We start from the raw sequence: 18,371 nt of genomic DNA on the forward strand, positions 1-18,371 counted from the left end.
GCATGTGCGTTGGCTTTCCTCGCTCACCCCGGTCACGTACTGATGTACGCTCCTGGGATTCACTGCGTCGCCGCCTTCCTGCAACTCGAATTATTTAGGGTATTGGTTGCAAAATGATAATTTCGCAAGCTATACGCATTCACAACGAAATTACCCATGTTTCAGTTTAAGCGCCAATGATAGTGCATTCTGCGCGAGCGAATCATGGGGAAAGATCACATCAGGCTGTAATTCATGCAAATGTTTTCCTTGCATTGCGGCAATTTTAACCGGTCTGGCGAATACCGTAAGGCCTTTCATCAATAAAGTGTCCGTCACCCGCTGCTGTTCGTCCAGCGCCACGGCAACCACCACCCGGGGCTTAAAACGCCCGCCGGAGCGCCCGACGCCGACCCGCCCCTGTTGGCTAAGTTTATCGAAGGCCCGATTAAAGCGGGAAATCTGCCAGCCGCCCAGCGCCAGTTGCGCACACCAGGCGATAACGGCGACGGTAATCAGAGTGGAAACCATAATGTGCTCCTGTTGTTTTGCCGGATGGCGGCGTAACCGTCTTATCCGGCTTACGGCGCCATCCGGCAATTCACGGTCAGAACATCACTTGACCGCCGGTTACGTTGATCGACTGCCCGGTGCAATAAGACGCTTTCGGGCTGGCATAAAATAGCAGCATGTTCAGCACATCCTGATAATCACACCCGCGTTTGAGCGGTACCTTATCAATGTAATACTGCTCCACCTCGTCGGGCTTAATGCCCAGTTTAGTGGCGTATTGCGGCAGCAGTGACTGGAACATCGGCGATTTCAACAGGTTGCCGAGCATCAACGAGTGTACGGTAATGCCGTATTCCGCCAGATCCAGCGCCAGAGACTGGGTTAACCCCACGCCGCCGAATTTCGCCGCGCTGTAGCCGGAGTTGTGTTTACTGCCCACTTTGCCGGATTTAGAGTTAATCTGAATAATGCGCCCCTGAATGCCGTCGCGGATCATCAGGCGGGAAAACTCACGGGCGCAGAGGAAATAGCCCACCAGATTCACCTGTAGCGAGCGGTCAAAATCGCCCAACTGGAAATCGCTGATAAACGCCGCTTTGGCGATACCCGCGCTGTAAACCAGCAGATCGACGCGCCCGAAAATCTCGTCTACGCCGCGGGAAAGCGCCAGCACGCTCTGCTCGCTGGTGGCGTCGGCGCCAAAACCGTACGCCATACCTTCGCCAAAATCGGCGTTAATTTCCTGGGCGACATTCGCGGCTTTATCGCTTTGAATATCAACGACCGCCACGCGGTATCCTTCTTCTGCAAGCCCACGGCAAAGGAATGCCCCCAGGGTCTGGCCTCCGCCAATGACAACGGCAACTTGATTCATGTTTTTTCTCCTTAAGCGACAAACGTCAAAATACAGCCCGGCGCGATATCGTCCGGTACAGGCCCCGCAACGTGTACGGTGCCGGGAAATTCCGCTTCACGCAGACCATCGAAGCGCAAAGTGATATGCCCCAGTTCACGCAGGTTTTGCTCGGCTACGCTGCCGACCGCCGTGACCGGATAGCAATGTTGGCCCAATTCACACCGCGCGCCAGGCTGCAGCGCGCCGGTCAGTTCGCCATGACAATGGATGAAGCAAAATTCTTCGATATCCGCCGGCGCGCCTTCCCGAAACGTAATCAGCATCTGTTCGCCGAGCGCCTCCATCGCGCTCTGGCCGATACGGGTGATGGTGGTTTGATAAATCACGCTCATGTCTGAACCTCTTATTGATAGATAAAGCCGGAAACAAACCAGGCGATAAGTACCGTGGGCGCGCCAGTCAGGAAGCGTCCGACCAGCACAGAAGGTACGCCGACGCGAACGGTGTCTTGTTTCGCTTCCGCCAGTGACAGGCCGACCGGGATAAAGTCGCAGGCCGCCTGCGCGTTAATCGCGAACAGGGCGGGCAGCGCCAGATGCGGGGGGATATTGCCCAGACCTATCTGAACGCCGATCAGAACGCCAATAACCTGAGCGATAACCGCGCCTGGGCCGAGAAAGGGCGACAGCAGCGGGAACGAGCAGATCAATGCCAGCGTCACCAGCCCCAGTGGATGGCTGGCTAATGGCGCCAGGCCGTGGGCGATCCAGTCGCCAAGACCTGAGGCCATAATGATGCCGATCAGCGCCGAAACGAACGCCATAAACGGCAGGATTGTTTTCAGGACCGTATCAATGGTGTCGCGACCGGACTGGAACAGTACCGCCACGGCGGAGCCCATTCCCATACCGACTTTTGCCAGCAGCCCGTCGCTCTGCTCGGTGATTTTTTTGCTGGTGTCGTAGTCACGTCCTAATGTCGTTTTGGCAGGCTGGGGACTGGCAGGCGTTTCGCCGACAAGAGTAATGTTTTCTTCTTTTACGCCGGAGACATAAATATCCTCAACAATATACTGCGCCAGTGGGCCGGACTTACCCGTCGAGTGAATATTAATGGTTGGGATCCGGCGTTTCGGGTAGATACCGCAGCGCAGCGTACCGCCGCAGTCGATAATGGCCGCGCCGATCTCCGCTTCCGGCGGTTCGCCTTCTTTAAAGCCGTCCACCGCTTGCCAGCCTGTTAGTTGCGCCAGTTTGTCGACGATCGCCGGGCGCGTACCGGCTGTGATATAGACGATCTTTTTGTCTGGCGTAACGTCCAGTTCAAGCGGGCCGCCCCAGCCGCCGGCGCCTTTCTCAATGCGAACCCGTGTCATGATACCGCTCCTGTCAGATGAACTTTCTGCTCAAGTTGAATCCCCATTTTTTTCTCAAAAATAGCGGTGGTGAGATCGGTGACCCAACCGCGGAAGAAGTTCGTCACCAGACCTACCAGCAGATAGCTCACCGCGAGCGGGCCGAGAGGAAGCCCTAACGTGGTGAGTCCGCTGGCGATACCCAGATAAACAAACAGTTCGCCGGGATTGATATGCGGAAACAGACCGTTCATGGAGTGACAGCTATAGGAGGCCGCCGCGTAATAGCTCGGCTTGTACTTCTCCGGCATAAAGCGTCCCAGACTCAGGGTCATCGGATTACAAAAAACAAACGTTCCGATAAACGGTAAAAGCAGGTAGCGGGATAGCGGATTTCCGGCGCAGCGTTGGGCAAAACGCTCAATACGCTGCTGGCCGATAAAATTGATGAGCGCATTCATGATAACCAGCAGGCTTATCAGTAGCGGAAGAATACCTGTCACCATACCGGTAAACACCTCTCCGCCTTTCTGGAATAACCCGATGAACCACTCCGCACCATGTGTAATGGTTTCGATCATTGTTCTCTCCTGTAGGGTTTTTAGTTTTCTTGCTAATTTCCTGTTCATTGTAATCATGTTGAAAGATTCAAAAGTGTTATTGTGATCGCAAAATAAAAGAAAAATATTTTAAGTTGAAAGATTGCGGGGGTGGGGGAGCGGATACAAACTGAAAAGAGGAGAAAGGTGATTTATTCTCTTGTGCCGCTTCCTTGTGCGGCGGGGGATGCTTTACCATACTTCTCCCTGGCTGAATTTGTTTAATGGATGTCTCATGTTCAAGCGTCGTTATGTAGCGTTACTTCCACTTTGCGTATTGCTTGCTGCCTGTAGCAGCACGCCAAAATCTTCCGAGACTCAAGCGACGACGGGCACGCCTTCCGGCGGCTTCCTGCTTGAGCCGCAGCATAACGTCATGCAAATGGGCGGCGACTTCGCCAACAACCCTAATGCGCAGCAGTTCATTGATAAAATGGTCAGTAAACACGGTTTCGACCGTCAGCAGTTGCAAGAGATCCTCTCGCAGTCTAAAAGACTGGATTACGTCCTGCGTCTGATGGACAGACAAGCGCCGACCACTCAGCCGCCCGCTGGACCAAATGGCGCCTGGTTGCGCTACCGCAAACAATTTATTACGCCGGATAACGTGCAAAACGGCGTCGCGTTCTGGAATCAGTATGAAGACGCGCTGAACCGCGCCTGGCAGGTATACGGTGTACCGCCGGAAATCATCGTGGGGATTATCGGCGTGGAAACCCGCTGGGGACGTATCATGGGGAAAACGCGGATTCTGGACGCGCTGGCGACGCTGTCATTTAACTATCCGCGCCGGGCGGAATATTTCTCCGGCGAGCTGGAAACCTTCCTGCTCATGGCGCGCGATGAGCAAGACGATCCGCTCAATCTGAAAGGTTCCTTTGCCGGCGCGATGGGCTACGGCCAGTTTATGCCGTCTTCCTATAAAGAATATGCGGTCGATTTCAATGGCGATGGGCACATTAACTTGTGGGATCCGGTAGATGCCATCGGCAGTGTGGCGAACTATTTCAAGGCGCATGGTTGGGTGAAAGGCGATACGGTTGCGGTGCCGGCGAATGGTCAGGCGCCGGGACTGGCGAATGGTTTCAAAACAAAATACAGCCTCTCTCAGCTTGCCGCCGCAGGCTTAACGCCGCAGCAATCGTTGGGCAATCATCAGGAAGCCAGCCTGCTGCGTCTGGATATCGGTACGGGCTACCAGTACTGGTACGGCCTGCCGAACTTCTACACCATTACCCGATATAACCACAGCACGCATTATGCGATGGCGGTTTGGCAACTGGGACAGGCGGTAGCGCTGGCGCGGGTGCGCTAATTTACGCTTAGGGAGGGGAGCACCCCCTCCGCTATTATTATGGCTTTTTGGGCTGATTCTCTGCCTGCAAGTGGGATATCTTCTTTGATAGTGCCAGATTATATCCCAGACATCCCAGACCTAAGATAATTTGACCGCCGTCATACGGTTCAAAATAGCCTGACGACAATATATTCAGTACTCCCATTCCTAATGAACATACTCCACCCACAATTAACCACAGCCGTAGTTGACAGGTTTGTTTCAGTTTGTGCTGTGTGCTTTCCGTTTTTTTGAGTGACATCCTTGCTTTCTCTCCGTGCGTGTAAATTTAGCGACATGGTACTGCTATTTAGTCATGTGCTACCTCATTTCATTCTGCATAAATAACCTGCTGGCATTTTTTCGGAATCCGACTCGTAAAATCGACTGCTCGTCCCCACCTCTGGTGAGAAAGTGCTATCTTGTGCGGCAGGATTTCTAACTGACAGAGGTCATGATGACTGACAGTGAACTGATGCGGCTTAGCGAGCAGGTCGGGCTGGCGTTAAAAGCGCGCGGGGCGACCGTAACGACAGCAGAGTCCTGTACCGGCGGCTGGCTGGCGAAAGCCATTACCGACACCGCCGGAAGCTCCGCCTGGTTTGAACGCGGCTTTGTCACCTATAGTAATGAAGCCAAAGCGCAGATGATTGGCGTGCGTGAAGAGACTCTGGCGCAGCATGGCGCGGTCAGCGAACCCGTAGTGGTCGAAATGGCGATCGGGGCGCTGAAGGCCGCTCGCGCCGATTTTGCTGTCGCTATTAGCGGAATTGCCGGGCCGGATGGCGGCAGTGAAGAAAAGCCGGTTGGTACGGTGTGGTTTGCTTTCGCCAGCGTCAGCGGAGAAGGGATTACGCGTCGGGAATGCTTCAGCGGCGACCGTGAATCGGTGCGTCGACAGGCGACGACGTACGCGCTACAAACCCTGTGGCAACAATTTCTACAAAACACTTGATACTGTATGAGCATACAGTATAATTGCTTCAACAGTACGAATTCACTATCCGGTTCAATACCAAGTTGCATGACAGGAGTAATAATGGCTATCGACGAAAACAAACAGAAAGCGTTGGCGGCAGCACTGGGCCAAATTGAAAAGCAATTTGGTAAAGGCTCCATCATGCGTCTGGGTGAAGACCGTTCTATGGATGTGGAAACTATCTCCACCGGTTCGCTTTCACTGGACATCGCACTCGGTGCGGGCGGTCTGCCGATGGGGCGTATCGTCGAAATTTACGGGCCGGAATCTTCCGGTAAAACGACCCTGACGCTGCAGGTGATTGCCGCTGCGCAGCGTGAAGGTAAAACCTGTGCGTTTATCGATGCGGAACACGCGCTTGACCCCGTTTACGCACGCAAGCTGGGCGTCGATATCGATAACCTGCTCTGTTCTCAGCCGGATACCGGCGAGCAGGCGCTGGAAATCTGTGACGCGCTGGCGCGTTCAGGCGCGGTGGACGTCATTGTGGTCGACTCCGTAGCGGCGCTAACGCCGAAAGCGGAAATCGAAGGCGAAATCGGCGACTCTCACATGGGCCTCGCGGCGCGTATGATGAGCCAGGCGATGCGTAAGCTGGCGGGGAACCTGAAACAGTCCAACACGCTGTTGATTTTCATCAACCAGATCCGTATGAAGATTGGCGTGATGTTCGGTAACCCGGAAACCACCACCGGCGGTAACGCGCTGAAATTCTACGCCTCTGTTCGTCTTGATATCCGTCGTATTGGCGCGGTGAAAGAGGGCGATAATGTCGTGGGTAGCGAAACACGTGTGAAAGTGGTGAAAAACAAAATCGCCGCGCCGTTTAAGCAGGCCGAGTTCCAGATCCTCTACGGCGAAGGCATCAACTTCTATGGCGAACTGGTTGACCTGGGCGTGAAAGAGAAGCTGATCGAGAAAGCGGGCGCATGGTACAGCTACAACGGCGAGAAGATTGGCCAGGGCAAAGCGAACGCGACTACCTGGCTGAAAGAGAACCCGGCGACAGCGAAAGAGATCGAGAAAAGGGTTCGTGAATTACTGTTGAGTAATCAGAATGCCACGCCCGATTTCGCCGTTGACGATAGCGAAGGCGTTGCAGAAACCAACGAAGATTTTTAATCATCAGGTGATGGTGGGTCGGACAAAACGAAGCCGCCATTCAGCAAAACGTTAAATTACCATCAAGGGCTGCATTTATGCGGCCCTTTTGGCATTTACCCCTGTTAAGGTTTTTTATGAGTGAACCCACATCGCGCCGTCCCGCTTATGCTCGTCTCCTTGATCGTGCGGTACGTATTCTTGCTGTCCGCGATCACAGCGAGCAGGAATTACGGCGTAAACTCTCCGCGCCGGTGATGGGCAAAAATGGGCCGGAAGAGATTGATGCGACGGCAGACGATTATGAACGCGTGATCGCCTGGTGCCACGAACATCACTATCTTGATGACGAGCGCTTCGTGATGCGCTTTATCGCCAGTCGTAGCCGCAAAGGCTATGGCCCGGCACGTATTCGCCAGGAGTTGAATCAGAAAGGCATTTCCCGTGAATCGACTGAAAAAGCGATGCGAGAATGTGAAATTGACTGGAGTGAAATGGCACGTGAACAGGCCGTTCGCAAATATGGCGAGCCGCTCCCTTCAAACTTTTCAGAAAAGGTTAAGGTACAGCGCTTTTTGCTCTATCGCGGGTATCTGATGGACGATATTCAGCAAATATGGCGAAATTTTGCAGATTGAGCGCATACGGGATTTTACTTCCCGGTAAAGAAAACTTATCTTATTCCCACTTTTTCCGTCTGGACGCGGGTTGCTTAACGGCGAACAGCGTCTGCGACGAATATTCCTTAAATACACAAAATCATTCAAGCCGCATCAAAGCGGCAAGTGAGCCTCGGGAACGCGTGACCGGGAAACTCGCAGCCAACGCAGAGGCGGCCTGAAGGATGAAGTGTAGCTTGATTTCAGGATAATTATGAGCAAGAGCACCGCTGAGATCCGTCAGGCGTTTCTCGACTTTTTCCATAGTAAAGGGCATCAGGTAGTTGCCAGCAGTTCCCTGGTGCCTAACAATGACCCCACTCTGTTGTTTACCAATGCCGGGATGAACCAGTTCAAGGATGTTTTCCTTGGGCTCGATAAACGTAATTATTCCCGTGCAACCACTTCCCAGCGTTGCGTACGCGCGGGGGGTAAACACAACGATCTGGAAAACGTCGGATACACTGCACGTCACCATACTTTCTTCGAAATGCTGGGCAACTTCAGCTTCGGCGATTACTTCAAACACGACGCCATTCAGTTCGCATGGGAATTACTGACCGGTGAAAACTGGTTTGCTCTGCCAAAAGAGCGTTTATGGGTCACCGTCTATGAAACCGACGACGAAGCCTATGAGATCTGGGAAAAAGAAGTCGGCATCCCGCGCGAGCGTATCATTCGTATCGGCGACAATAAAGGCGCGCCATACGCATCGGATAACTTCTGGCAGATGGGCGACACCGGTCCCTGCGGTCCGTGCACCGAAATCTTCTACGATCATGGCGACCACATCTGGGGCGGCCCTCCGGGAAGCCCGGAAGAAGACGGCGATCGCTATATTGAGATCTGGAACATCGTCTTTATGCAGTTCAACCGTCAGGCTGACGGGACGATGGAACCATTGCCGAAACCGTCTGTAGATACCGGTATGGGGCTGGAGCGTATTGCCGCGGTACTGCAGCACGTTAACTCTAACTATGACATCGACCTGTTCCGCACGTTGATTGAAGCGGTAGCGAAAGTCACCGGCGCTACCGATCTGGGTAATAAATCGCTGCGCGTTATCGCCGACCACATCCGTTCTTGCGCATTCCTGGTTGCCGATGGCGTGCTGCCGTCGAATGAAAACCGTGGTTATGTGCTGCGTCGCATTATTCGTCGCGCGGTTCGTCACGGCAACATGCTGGGCGCGAAAGAGACCTTCTTCTACAAGCTGGTTGGGCCGCTGATTGAGGTAATGGGCTCCGCAGGCGAAGAGTTGAAACGTCAGCAGGCGCAGGTCGAGCAGGTTCTGAAAACGGAAGAAGAGCAGTTCGCCCGTACGCTGGAGCGCGGTCTGGCGCTGCTGGATGAAGAACTGGCGAAATTGCAGGGTGATACCCTGGACGGCGAAACCGCTTTCCGTCTGTATGATACTTATGGTTTCCCGGTCGATCTAACGGCGGACGTCTGCCGTGAGCGCAACATCAAAGTCGACGAAGCCGGTTTTGAAGCCGCTATGGAAGAGCAACGCCGTCGCGCGCGCGAAGCTAGCGGTTTTGGCGCGGACTACAACGCGATGATCCGCGTTGACAGCGCTTCTGAATTTAAAGGTTATGACCATCTGGAACTGAACGGCAAAGTGACCGCGCTGTTTGTCGATGGTAAAGCGGTTGAAGTGATTAACGCGGGACAGGAAGCGGTTGTCGTGCTGGATCAGACCCCATTCTATGCGGAATCAGGCGGTCAGGTTGGCGATAAAGGCGAGCTGAAAGGCGCTGGATTTACTTTCGCTGTGGACGACACGCAAAAATATGGTCAGGCGATTGGTCACCTCGGCAAATTGTCTGCGGGCGCTCTGAAAGTGGGCGATGTGGTACAGGCTGACGTAGATGAAGCGCGCCGCGCACGTATCCGTCTGAACCACTCCGCCACGCACCTGATGCACGCGGCGTTGCGCCAGGTGCTTGGGACACACGTTGCGCAGAAAGGCTCGCTGGTTAGCGATAAAGTGCTGCGCTTCGACTTCTCGCACAATGAAGCGATGAAGTCGTCGGAGATTCGTGAGGTTGAAGATTTGGTGAATGCGCAAATTCGCCGCAACCTGCCGATTGAAACGAACATCATGGATCTCGACGCGGCGAAGGCGAAAGGGGCCATGGCGCTGTTTGGCGAGAAATACGACGAACGTGTACGCGTTCTGAGCATGGGCGATTTCTCTACCGAACTGTGCGGCGGTACTCACGCCAGTCGTACCGGTGATATCGGTCTATTCCGTATTATCTCTGAGTCCGGCACCGCAGCGGGCATTCGTCGTATTGAGGCGGTAACCGGTGAAGGCGCTATGGCCACCGTTCATGCGCAAAGCGATCGCTTAAACGATATTGCGCATCTGCTGAAGGGCGACAGCCAGAATCTGGGCGACAAAGTGCGCGCCGTGCTGGAACGTACACGTCAGCTGGAAAAAGAGTTGCAGCAGTTGAAGGACCAGGCCGCAGCGCAGGAGAGTGCAAATCTTTCCAGTAAAGCGGTCGATCTCAACGGCGTGAAGCTCCTGGTCAGCGAGCTTGCTGGTATTGAGCCGAAAATGCTGCGAACCATGGTTGATGATCTGAAAAATCAACTGGGGTCTACCGTTATCGTACTGGCAACGGTTGTTGAAGGTAAGGTTTCTCTGATTGCGGGCGTGTCGAAGGATGTGACCGACCGGGTTAAAGCAGGGGAATTGATTGGGATGGTCGCTCAGCAGGTGGGCGGTAAGGGTGGCGGTCGTCCGGACATGGCGCAAGCCGGTGGTACGGATGCGGCAGCTCTGCCTGCAGCGTTAGCCAGTGTACAAGGCTGGGTCAGCGCAAAATTGCAATAATTATAAGCGTTCGTTGGCGCCGCAGCCCATGCTGCGGCGTTTACGTCAACGCTATCGACAACGATAAAGTCAGGTTGAAGTTTTGTATATCGGCTAAACTTAGGTTTAACAGAATGTAATGCCATGACTGCTTACACCTAAGGTGTTTGTCATCGCTTACTTTTTGGCGTTATATGATGGATAATGCCGGGATACAGAGAGACCCGACTCTTTTAATCTTTCAAGGAGCAAAGAATGCTGATTCTGACTCGTCGAGTTGGTGAGACCCTCATGATTGGCGATGAGGTCACCGTGACAGTTTTAGGGGTGAAGGGCAACCAGGTGCGTATTGGCGTGAACGCCCCGAAAGAAGTTTCTGTCCATCGTGAAGAGATCTACCAGCGTATCCAGGCTGAAAAATCCCAGCAGTCCAGTTACTAAGGTTTTCGCGTCTCACTTTTCGGGTGAGACGCAGCCTCTCTTCTCGCTCGCCCGCGTTGTCCCTTCATGACTTTTTTCAACCTCACTGTTGATATGGTGCGCTTTTGGCGGCCAGCGTGTCATCAAATTATCTGTTGATAAAACACTCTTTTTGGCTTTTTTACAGACTAATTGAGCGTGAAGTGTGCAAACGATAAAAGCTCTGGAAAAATTGTTTGACTTATAAGTCCCAGAAAGTAATATGTGCGCCACGCAGCGACGATGAGCAGAACAAGTTCTTCGAAGCACTCGTAAGAGGCGTGTGGTGAGGTGGCCGAGAGGCTGAAGGCGCTCCCCTGCTAAGGGAGTATGCGGTCAAAAGCTGCATCCGGGGTTCGAATCCCCGCCTCACCGCCATTTGCATCCGTAGCTCAGCTGGATAGAGTACTCGGCTACGAACCGAGCGGTCGGAGGTTCGAATCCTCCCGGATGCACCATCTCTTACTTGATACGGCTTTCCCGCGGTATCAAAATCTGCAGTAAAGTAAGTTTCCCGATGCATCCGTAGCTCAGCTGGATAGAGTACTCGGCTACGAACCGAGCGGTCGGAGGTTCGAATCCTCCCGGATGCACCATCTCTTACTTGATACGGCTTTCACCGCGGTATCAATATCGGCAGTAAAGCAAGTTTTCCGATGCATCCGTAGCTCAGCTGGATAGAGTACTCGGCTACGAACCGAGCGGTCGGAGGTTCGAATCCTCCCGGATGCACCATCTCTTACTTGATACGGCTTTCACCGCGGTATCAATATCAGCAGTAAAGCAAGTTTCCCAATGCATCCGTAGCTCAGCTGGATAGAGTACTCGGCTACGAACCGAGCGGTCGGAGGTTCGAATCCTCCCGGATGCACCATATTCTCCGTACTTTCAGCGATGAAGATGCAGATAAGATAGCTATAATCCCCGCTGGCACCAGGAAGGATAACGTTGCGTCAGCAACGGCCCATAAGGCGAATAATCCTCCCGGATACGTCACTGCCCCGCAATCGCTTTTCCCCTTATCCTGAATATACCTCTTCATCTCTATTAGCGACAAAATCAACCAATTGCGATAAAGTACTGTCTGGTTATTCGGTTTGCGAGAACACGATGTACGCACGTTATGCTGGTTTGATTTTTGATATGGACGGTACTCTCCTGGATACCGAACCCACGCATCGCAAAGCGTGGCGTGAGGTTTTGGGGCGCTATGGTCTTCGTTTTGATGAACAGGCAATGGTCGCGCTTAACGGTTCGCCAACCTGGCTTATCGCCCAGTCAATCATTGAGCTTAACCATGCCGATCTTGATCCCCTGTCACTGGCGCGTGAGAAAACCGACGCGGTAAAAAGCATCCTGCTGGACTGCGTAGAACCGCTGCCGCTGGTTGAGGTGGTCAAAGCGTGGCATGGGCGGCGTCCCATGTCGGTCGGTACCGGTAGCGAAAGCGCTATCGCGGAAGCCCTGTTAGCGCATCTGGGGCTGCGTCGTTATTTTGATGCGGTTGTGGCGGCAGATCACGTACAGCATCACAAACCCGCGCCTGACACCTTCCTACTGTGCGCCCAGCGGATGGGCGTCATGCCGACGCAGTGCGTGGTATTTGAAGATGCCGATTTTGGTTTACAGGCGGCGCGGGCGGCGGGAATGGATGCCGTGGATGTCCGACTATTGTGAGTGACGGACTGTCGCTCCTGTCTCTGTTTGCCAGTAGTTTTCTCAGCGCGACGCTGTTACCCGGTAATTCTGAGGTGGTTTTGGTTGCTATGCTGGTCTCCGGCGTCAGTCATCCCTGGGTCTTAGTCTTAACAGCAACAATGGGTAATAGCCTTGGAGGGGTAACTAACGTTATTCTTGGGCGTTTCTTTCCGCTGCGCAAAACGTCGCGTTGGCAGGAAAAAGCGACTGGCTGGCTAAAGCGTTATGGCGCAGCCACACTATTATTAAGCTGGATGCCGGTCATCGGTGATTTGTTGTGCCTGTTAGCGGGATGGATGCGCATCCCGTGGGGGCGGACGATCTTTTTTTGTGTCTTGGTAAGGCGCTGCGCTATGTTGCGCTCGCAGCGGCGACGGTTCAGGGCATGATGTGGTGGTAATAATTGTAGGTTTGGCATGTATGGCCGCCATTACAGTTATGCTTATTAAAACGATTTGGACAGGCGGGAGGTCAATTTGATCCCGGACGTATCACAGGCTCTGGCCTGGCTGGAAAAACATCCTCAGGCGTTAAAGGGGATACAGCGCGGGTTAGAGCGCGAAACGCTGCGTGTCAATGCTGATGGCACGCTGGCGACAACAGGTCATCCTGAAGCGTTAGGTTCAGCGCTGACCCATAAATGGATTACCACAGATTTTGCGGAAGCCCTACTGGAGTTTATTACGCCAGTCGATGGCGATATCCAGCATATGCTCACCTTTATGCGCGATCTCCATCGGTATACGGCCAGGAAACTGGGCGATGAGCGGATGTGGCCATTAAGTATGCCCTGCTATATTGCGGAAGGGCAGGACATAGAGCTGGCGCAGTACGGCACATCCAATACCGGGCGTTTTAAGACGCTCTATCGCGAAGGGCTGAAAAATCGTTATGGCGCTTTGATGCAAACCATCTCCGGCGTGCATTACAATTTTTCATTACCGATGGCGTTCTGGCAGGCGAAATGCGGCGTTACGGAAGGCGAAGCGGCAAAAGAAAAAATTTCTGCCGGCTATTTTCGTCTGATTCGCAACTATTACCGTTTTGGCTGGGTCATCCCCTATCTGTTTGGCGCGTCTCCGGCCATTTGTTCCTCTTTCCTGCAAGGGAAGCCAACCACATTACCGTTTGAAAAAACAGACTGCGGTATGTACTACCTGCCATATGCGACGTCGCTGCGTCTGAGTGATTTGGGCTATACCAATAAGTCGCAAAGCAATCTCGGAATTACGTTTAACGATTTGCATGAGTATGTGGCAGGTCTGAAGCGGGCGATTAAAACCCCTTCCGAGGAGTACGCGCGGATTGGTGTGGAAAAAGACGGTAAGCGGCTACAGATTAACAGCAACGTTCTGCAAATTGAAAATGAGCTGTACGCGCCCATTCGTCCCAAGCGCGTGACGCGCAGCGGCGAATCGCCTTCAGATGCGCTTCTGCGTGGTGGTATTGAGTACATCGAAGTTCGTTCTCTCGATATTAATCCGTTCTCACCGATCGGCGTAGACGAGCAACAGGTGCGCTTCCTCGATCTGTTTATGGTCTGGTGCGTATTGGCCGATGCGCCGGAAATGAGTAGCGATGAGCTGTTATGTACGCGTACTAACTGGAATCGCGTTATTCTGGAAGGGCGTAAGCCGGGCCTTACCCTGGGGATTGGCTGTGAAACCGCGCAGTTCCCGCTGCCTAAAGTAGGGAAAGATCTCTTCCGCGATCTGAAACGCGTGGCGCAAACGCTGGACAGTATCCACGGGGGAGAGGAGTATCAAAAGGTGTGTGATGAGTTGGTCGCCTGCTTTGATAATCCTGAACTGACATTCTCCGCCCGGATCCTACGGTCTATGATTGATGAAGGCATTGGCGGCACCGGGAAAGCGTTCGGTGAGGCTTACCGTAATCTGTTACGCGAAGAGCCGCTGGAGATTTTACAGGAAGAAGAGTTTATTGCTGAACGTGACGCTTCAGTACGTCGTCAGCAGGAGATTGAGGCGGCGGATACCGAGCCGTTTGCCGCGTGGCTTGCAAAACACGCCTGACCCAAAAGAAAAAGGCCACTCACTGAGTGGCCAAAATTTCATCGCTGAAAACAGGGATGATGATAACAAATGCGCGTCTTTCATATACTCAGACTCGCCCCGGAACAAAGAGTTCAGTTTATTTTTAAAAAATTATCGGAGGTGACTAAATGCCATTATTAGATAGCTTCGCAGTCGATCATACCCGGATGCAAGCGCCGGCGGTCCGGGTTGCAAAAACGATGAACACCCCGCATGGCGACGCAATCACCGTGTTTGATCTGCGTTTTTGCATTCCGAACAAAGAAGTGATGCCGGAAAAAGGGATTCATACGCTTGAGCATCTGTTTGCTGGCTTTATGCGCGACCACCTCAACGGTAACGGCGTTGAGATTATCGATATCTCGCCGATGGGCTGCCGTACCGGTTTCTACATGAGCCTGATTGGCACGCCGGACGAGCAGCGTGTTGCCGACGCGTGGAAAGCGGCGATGGCGGATGTGCTGAAAGTGCAGGATCAAAACCAGATCCCGGAGCTGAACGTTTACCAGTGCGGTACGTATCAGATGCACTCGCTCAGTGAAGCGCAGGACATTGCCCGTCATATTCTGGAGCGTGATGTGCGCGTGAACAGCAATAAAGAGCTGGCGCTGCCGAAAGAAAAACTGCAGGAATTGCATATTTAGTCTTATTGGTGAGCGGTTCCAGTATTTAAATTAACCCCGGTTTATGACCGGGGTTTTTTATTGCTTAATATAATTTGTATTTATTATATTTGCGGCAAGAATACATTTTAAATTAAGTAATGCCTGGCCTGTTAAATAATAAAATGTGATCTGGTAAACAGAAAAGGCGGATAACTCACGATGCCAGAGTGTATTGATCACATAAACTAAAAATCATAAATAATTAATAGAAAAACATAATGGAATGCGCCAGATATCCAGGTAATAACAAGACTCTACTAATAGCCGGTCGATGGGGTTTTTAGCAAATCTTATCTGGTATACATCAAACTTAAGGGATAAAAAATGAAGGCTAAATATTTGGCGCTGATGATCGGTGCTTGCTTTTCTCATAACCTTTGGGCAGCGAATAATATCACTATTGAGCAGCGTCTGGCTGAACTGGAGCAACGTGTTGTTAATGCTGAAAAACGGGCATCCGATGCCGAGGCGCAAATTCGCTCGTTGAAACAGCAGCAGGTCGCCGCTACGCCGACGGTGAATGTCCAGTCCGCCGAGCCCATTGCAGCAGATAAAACGCCGCCGAAGCTGACCTTATCCGGATTCAGCGATATTAAGTTCTATGGCGATGTCGAATTTAATATGGATGCGGCAAGCCGTTCCGGTAGCCTGACCTCGATGAGAACGTCAGCGAATAAAGATTGGGCATCAGGAACCAATGAACGCTGGGATATTAACGGGCGCTTGTTGCTGGGCTTTGATGGCTACCAGCGGCTGGACAACGGTAATTTTGCCGGATTCTCTGTACAGCCTCTGGCGGACCTGACCGGAAAAATGAACCTTGATGATGCCGTTTTCTTCTTTGGTCGTGAGAATGACTGGAAAATTAAGGTTGGTCGTTTTGAAGCCTACGATATGTTCCCGCTGAATCAGGATACGTTTATTGAATATTCGGGGAATACAGCGAACGATCTTTACAGTGACGGTTACGGCTATATCTATATGATGAAAGAAGGACGGGGACGTAGCGACAGTGGGGGTAACTTCCTGCTGAGTAAAACCATCGACAACTGGTATTTCGAAGTTAACACATTGCTGGAAAATGGCAGTACGTTATATACAGAGAAGCAGTACCACGGAATGGATTTAACCAACGATAAAAACGTGGCTTACGTCCGTCCGGTTATCGCCTGGCAAAACGGGCGTTTTTCAACGGCGATAGCGATGGAAAGTAACGTCGTTAACAACGCCTATGGCTATTATGAGAATGGGAAGTGGATCGATCAGTCAGATCGTACGGGCTATGGTTTTACCATGACCTGGAATGGTCAAAAAACTGACCCGGAAGATGGCGCAGTGATTAACCTGAATACCGCCTATATGGATGCGACCGATGAGACAGATTTTACCGCTGGGGTGAATGCGCTGTGGCATCGATTTGAACTGGGTTATATCTATGCGCATAACAAAATCGAAGCCTTCAATGCTACTAATATCGATGCCGTTTGTGAGGACGATTGTTGGATCACCGATCCCGGCAATTATGACATTCACACTATTCATGCCTCATATTTATTCCCCAACGTGATGGATATGAAAAACTTTAACATCTACCTCGGTGCCTATGCTTCATGGGTAGAGGCCAATCCGAATAATGGCGATAACAGTGAAGATGCGCGTTACGGCGGGCGTCTGAGATTCAAATATTTCTTCTGATTGTTGGTCTACTAAAAAAGGGATCCGCAGATCCCTTTTATCAGATAGTTAGTGCGCGCCGCCACCGCCGCCGCCCGCACCGAAGGGCGGTTTGGCGAACCACACCAGGCCGAGCAGCACCAGGAAGATCCCCGCTGACATCCAGAAGATTTCGTTGGCGGAAATAATCAGCCCCTGATTCGTGATTTGCTGGGCTATCCAGCCTGACGCCTGTTGATGCGTCATCCCTAAGCCTTCCAGTTTATCGTACATAGCCTGAGCGTTTGGATTATACGCTGTAACCGACTCCGTGAGCTGAGCATGGTGTAGCGACTCACGATCGGTCCACATAGTGGTGGTAATCGAGGTGCCGATGGAGCCCGCCAGCGTTCGCGTGAAGTTCGACAGGCTTGATGCCGCCGCCAGCCGTTCGGGCGGTAACCCGGAGAGCGTAATGGTGGTCAGCGGCATAAAGAAGCAGGCGACGGCAAATCCCTGAATAAACTGCGGCCATGCGGAAGCGCCGAAATCCATACCCGGTTCGAACGTCCAGGCGCGCCAGTAAAAACAGACGGCGTACATAATGAAGCTGAATGTGACCAGCCTGCGCATATCCAGTTTATGCGCGAAGCGTCCGATAATCGGCGACAAAATTACCGGAATAATGCCGACTGGCGCCGACGCCAGACCTGCCCACGTTGCGGTATAGCCGTACACCTCTTGCAAAAGCTGCGGCAGTAGAACAATGGCGCCGAAATAGAGCATATAGGCAAGGCTGATGCACAAGCAGCCAATCGTGAAGTTACGCGATTTAAAAAGAGAAAGATCGACGATAGGGTGATCGTCGGTCAGTTCCCAGACGATCAGGAAACTGATGGCGATGACGGCGACCACGGTCAGGATGATAATTTCCTGTGAGGAGAACCAGTCCAGCTCTTTACCGCGATCGAGCATAATTTGCAGGCTGCCGATGCCAATCACCAGTAGCGCCAGCCCGACGGCGTCAATACGTCGCCGTTCGGTATGCGTTTCACGTCCGCGCAGCGTGTGTAACGTCATCAGGACGACGGCGATGCCAATCGGCACGTTGATGAAGAAAATCCATCCCCAGTGGTAATTATCGCTGATGTAGCCCCCCAGAATCGGGCCGCAAATCGGCGCGACAATGACGGTCATTGACCAGAGCGCCAGCGCAATGGAGCGCTTTGCAGGCGGATAGTTATTCAGCAACAGGCTTTGCGAGAGCGGAATCAGCGGCCCGGCGACCACGCCCTGCACCACGCGGAAGAAGATCAGCATATTCAGACTGCTGGATACGCCACAGGCCCAGGAAGCCGCGGCAAAGGCGACCGTCGACCACATGAACAGTTTGACTTCGCCAAAACGTTTCGCCAGCCAGCCGGTTAAGGGAATCGAGATAGCGTTCGCCACCCCGAAAGAGGTGATAACCCATGTCCCCTGGCTTAGGGAAGAACCCAGGTTCCCGGCGATGGTCGGAATCGCCACGTTGGCAATGGTGGAGTCCAGCACCTGCATGAATGTCGCCAGCGACAGCGCGATCGTCATGATGACGAGCTGCGCGCCTTCCAGCGGTTTTTGCTGTTGCATCACACGCACCTCA

17 protein-coding genes, 5 tRNA genes and 1 pseudogene are annotated in these 18,371 nt (G+C 52.7%); 16 read left to right on the top strand and 7 right to left on the bottom strand.

Annotated features, from left to right (window positions below; genetic code table 11):
• Positions 1-150 precede the first annotated feature (150 nt).
• The 5 genes from gutM to srlA form a co-directional block, all read right to left on the bottom strand.
• The gene (gene gutM, locus J4728_RS13590; RefSeq protein ID WP_000255198.1) at positions 151-510 is read right to left on the bottom strand and encodes a transcriptional regulator GutM; all 360 of its coding nucleotides are present in this window, start codon (positions 508-510) and stop codon (positions 151-153) included.
• A 76-nt stretch (positions 511-586) separates the two neighbouring features.
• Positions 587-1,366 carry a sorbitol-6-phosphate dehydrogenase gene (srlD, locus tag J4728_RS13595; protein ID WP_001077372.1) on the bottom strand — a complete coding sequence of 260 codons (780 nt, stop codon included), beginning with the start codon at positions 1,364-1,366 and terminating at the stop codon, positions 587-589.
• Between the two features lie 11 nt (positions 1,367-1,377).
• Complete coding sequence (srlB, locus tag J4728_RS13600) at positions 1,378-1,740, bottom strand: PTS glucitol/sorbitol transporter subunit IIA (protein WP_000111555.1); 363 nt, start codon at positions 1,738-1,740, stop codon at positions 1,378-1,380.
• Between the two features lie 11 nt (positions 1,741-1,751).
• Positions 1,752-2,723 carry a PTS glucitol/sorbitol transporter subunit IIB gene (locus tag J4728_RS13605; protein WP_000199033.1) on the bottom strand — a complete coding sequence of 324 codons (972 nt, stop codon included), beginning with the start codon at positions 2,721-2,723 and terminating at the stop codon, positions 1,752-1,754.
• Positions 2,720-3,283, bottom strand: a complete 564-nt coding sequence (srlA, locus tag J4728_RS13610; RefSeq protein ID WP_000573335.1) for a PTS glucitol/sorbitol transporter subunit IIC — start codon at positions 3,281-3,283, stop codon at positions 2,720-2,722. Before srlA ends, J4728_RS13605 begins: the two co-directional genes overlap by 4 nt.
• A gap of 253 nt (positions 3,284-3,536) precedes the next feature.
• Between srlA and mltB the strand changes: the two genes are divergently transcribed.
• Positions 3,537-4,616, top strand: a complete 1,080-nt coding sequence (mltB, locus tag J4728_RS13615) for a lytic murein transglycosylase B (protein ID WP_000476822.1) — start codon at positions 3,537-3,539, stop codon at positions 4,614-4,616.
• Between the two features lie 37 nt (positions 4,617-4,653).
• Here the strand turns inward: mltB and J4728_RS23980 are convergent, their stop codons facing one another.
• Positions 4,654-4,899 (bottom strand): hypothetical protein, encoded by a 246-nt coding sequence (locus tag J4728_RS23980; RefSeq protein ID WP_243771283.1) that lies wholly within the window; start codon positions 4,897-4,899, stop codon positions 4,654-4,656.
• A gap of 195 nt (positions 4,900-5,094) precedes the next feature.
• Between J4728_RS23980 and pncC the strand changes: the two genes are divergently transcribed.
• The 15 genes and pseudogenes from pncC (at position 5,095) to J4728_RS13690 (ending at position 16,771) form a co-directional block, all read left to right on the top strand.
• Positions 5,095-5,592 carry a nicotinamide-nucleotide amidase gene (gene pncC, locus J4728_RS13620; protein WP_010835022.1) on the top strand — a complete coding sequence of 166 codons (498 nt, stop codon included), beginning with the start codon at positions 5,095-5,097 and terminating at the stop codon, positions 5,590-5,592.
• A gap of 84 nt (positions 5,593-5,676) precedes the next feature.
• Positions 5,677-6,738 (top strand): recombinase RecA, encoded by a 1,062-nt coding sequence (gene recA, locus J4728_RS13625; protein WP_000963150.1) that lies wholly within the window; start codon positions 5,677-5,679, stop codon positions 6,736-6,738.
• A gap of 116 nt (positions 6,739-6,854) precedes the next feature.
• Positions 6,855-7,355 carry a recombination regulator RecX gene (gene recX / locus J4728_RS13630; RefSeq protein ID WP_001294863.1) on the top strand — a complete coding sequence of 167 codons (501 nt, stop codon included), beginning with the start codon at positions 6,855-6,857 and terminating at the stop codon, positions 7,353-7,355.
• Between the two features lie 235 nt (positions 7,356-7,590).
• Positions 7,591-10,221, top strand: a complete 2,631-nt coding sequence (gene alaS, locus J4728_RS13635; protein ID WP_023193278.1) for an alanine--tRNA ligase — start codon at positions 7,591-7,593, stop codon at positions 10,219-10,221.
• Between the two features lie 234 nt (positions 10,222-10,455).
• Entirely contained in the window at positions 10,456-10,641 is a 186-nt protein-coding gene (gene csrA, locus J4728_RS13640) for a carbon storage regulator CsrA (RefSeq protein ID WP_000906486.1), read from the top strand.
• Between the two features lie 303 nt (positions 10,642-10,944).
• Positions 10,945-11,037, top strand: a tRNA-Ser gene (locus tag J4728_RS13645).
• Positions 11,038-11,040: 3 nt separating this feature from the next.
• Positions 11,041-11,117: transfer RNA gene (locus J4728_RS13650), tRNA-Arg, on the top strand.
• A gap of 61 nt (positions 11,118-11,178) precedes the next feature.
• Positions 11,179-11,255 (top strand) — tRNA-Arg (locus J4728_RS13655).
• Positions 11,256-11,317: 62 nt separating this feature from the next.
• A tRNA-Arg gene (locus J4728_RS13660) sits at positions 11,318-11,394 on the top strand.
• A gap of 62 nt (positions 11,395-11,456) precedes the next feature.
• A tRNA-Arg gene (locus J4728_RS13665) sits at positions 11,457-11,533 on the top strand.
• 236 nt (positions 11,534-11,769) lie between these two features.
• On the top strand, positions 11,770-12,336 hold the full coding sequence (yqaB, locus tag J4728_RS13670) for a fructose-1-phosphate/6-phosphogluconate phosphatase (RefSeq protein ID WP_000271296.1): 567 nt from the start codon (positions 11,770-11,772) through the stop codon (positions 12,334-12,336).
• Positions 12,333-12,757: pseudogene (locus tag J4728_RS13675) on the top strand (YqaA family protein). Before yqaB ends, J4728_RS13675 begins: the two are co-directional and overlap by 4 nt.
• A gap of 76 nt (positions 12,758-12,833) precedes the next feature.
• Positions 12,834-14,390 (top strand): glutamate--cysteine ligase, encoded by a 1,557-nt coding sequence (gshA, locus tag J4728_RS13680; protein ID WP_000611821.1) that lies wholly within the window; start codon positions 12,834-12,836, stop codon positions 14,388-14,390.
• Between the two features lie 149 nt (positions 14,391-14,539).
• The gene (gene luxS, locus J4728_RS13685; protein ID WP_001130194.1) at positions 14,540-15,055 is read left to right on the top strand and encodes an S-ribosylhomocysteine lyase; all 516 of its coding nucleotides are present in this window, start codon (positions 14,540-14,542) and stop codon (positions 15,053-15,055) included.
• A 345-nt stretch (positions 15,056-15,400) separates the two neighbouring features.
• Positions 15,401-16,771: a carbohydrate porin gene (locus tag J4728_RS13690; RefSeq protein WP_000645137.1), complete on the top strand. Its 1,371-nt coding sequence runs from the start codon at positions 15,401-15,403 to the stop codon at positions 16,769-16,771.
• A 48-nt stretch (positions 16,772-16,819) separates the two neighbouring features.
• Here the strand turns inward: J4728_RS13690 and emrB are convergent, their stop codons facing one another.
• Positions 16,820-18,358: a multidrug efflux MFS transporter permease subunit EmrB gene (emrB, locus tag J4728_RS13695; protein ID WP_001187298.1), complete on the bottom strand. Its 1,539-nt coding sequence runs from the start codon at positions 18,356-18,358 to the stop codon at positions 16,820-16,822.
• Positions 18,359-18,371 lie beyond the last annotated feature (13 nt).

Source organism: Salmonella sp. 32070601201500089SM (genome assembly GCF_017573605.1).
GTDB lineage: Bacteria > Pseudomonadota > Gammaproteobacteria > Enterobacterales > Enterobacteriaceae > Salmonella > Salmonella enterica.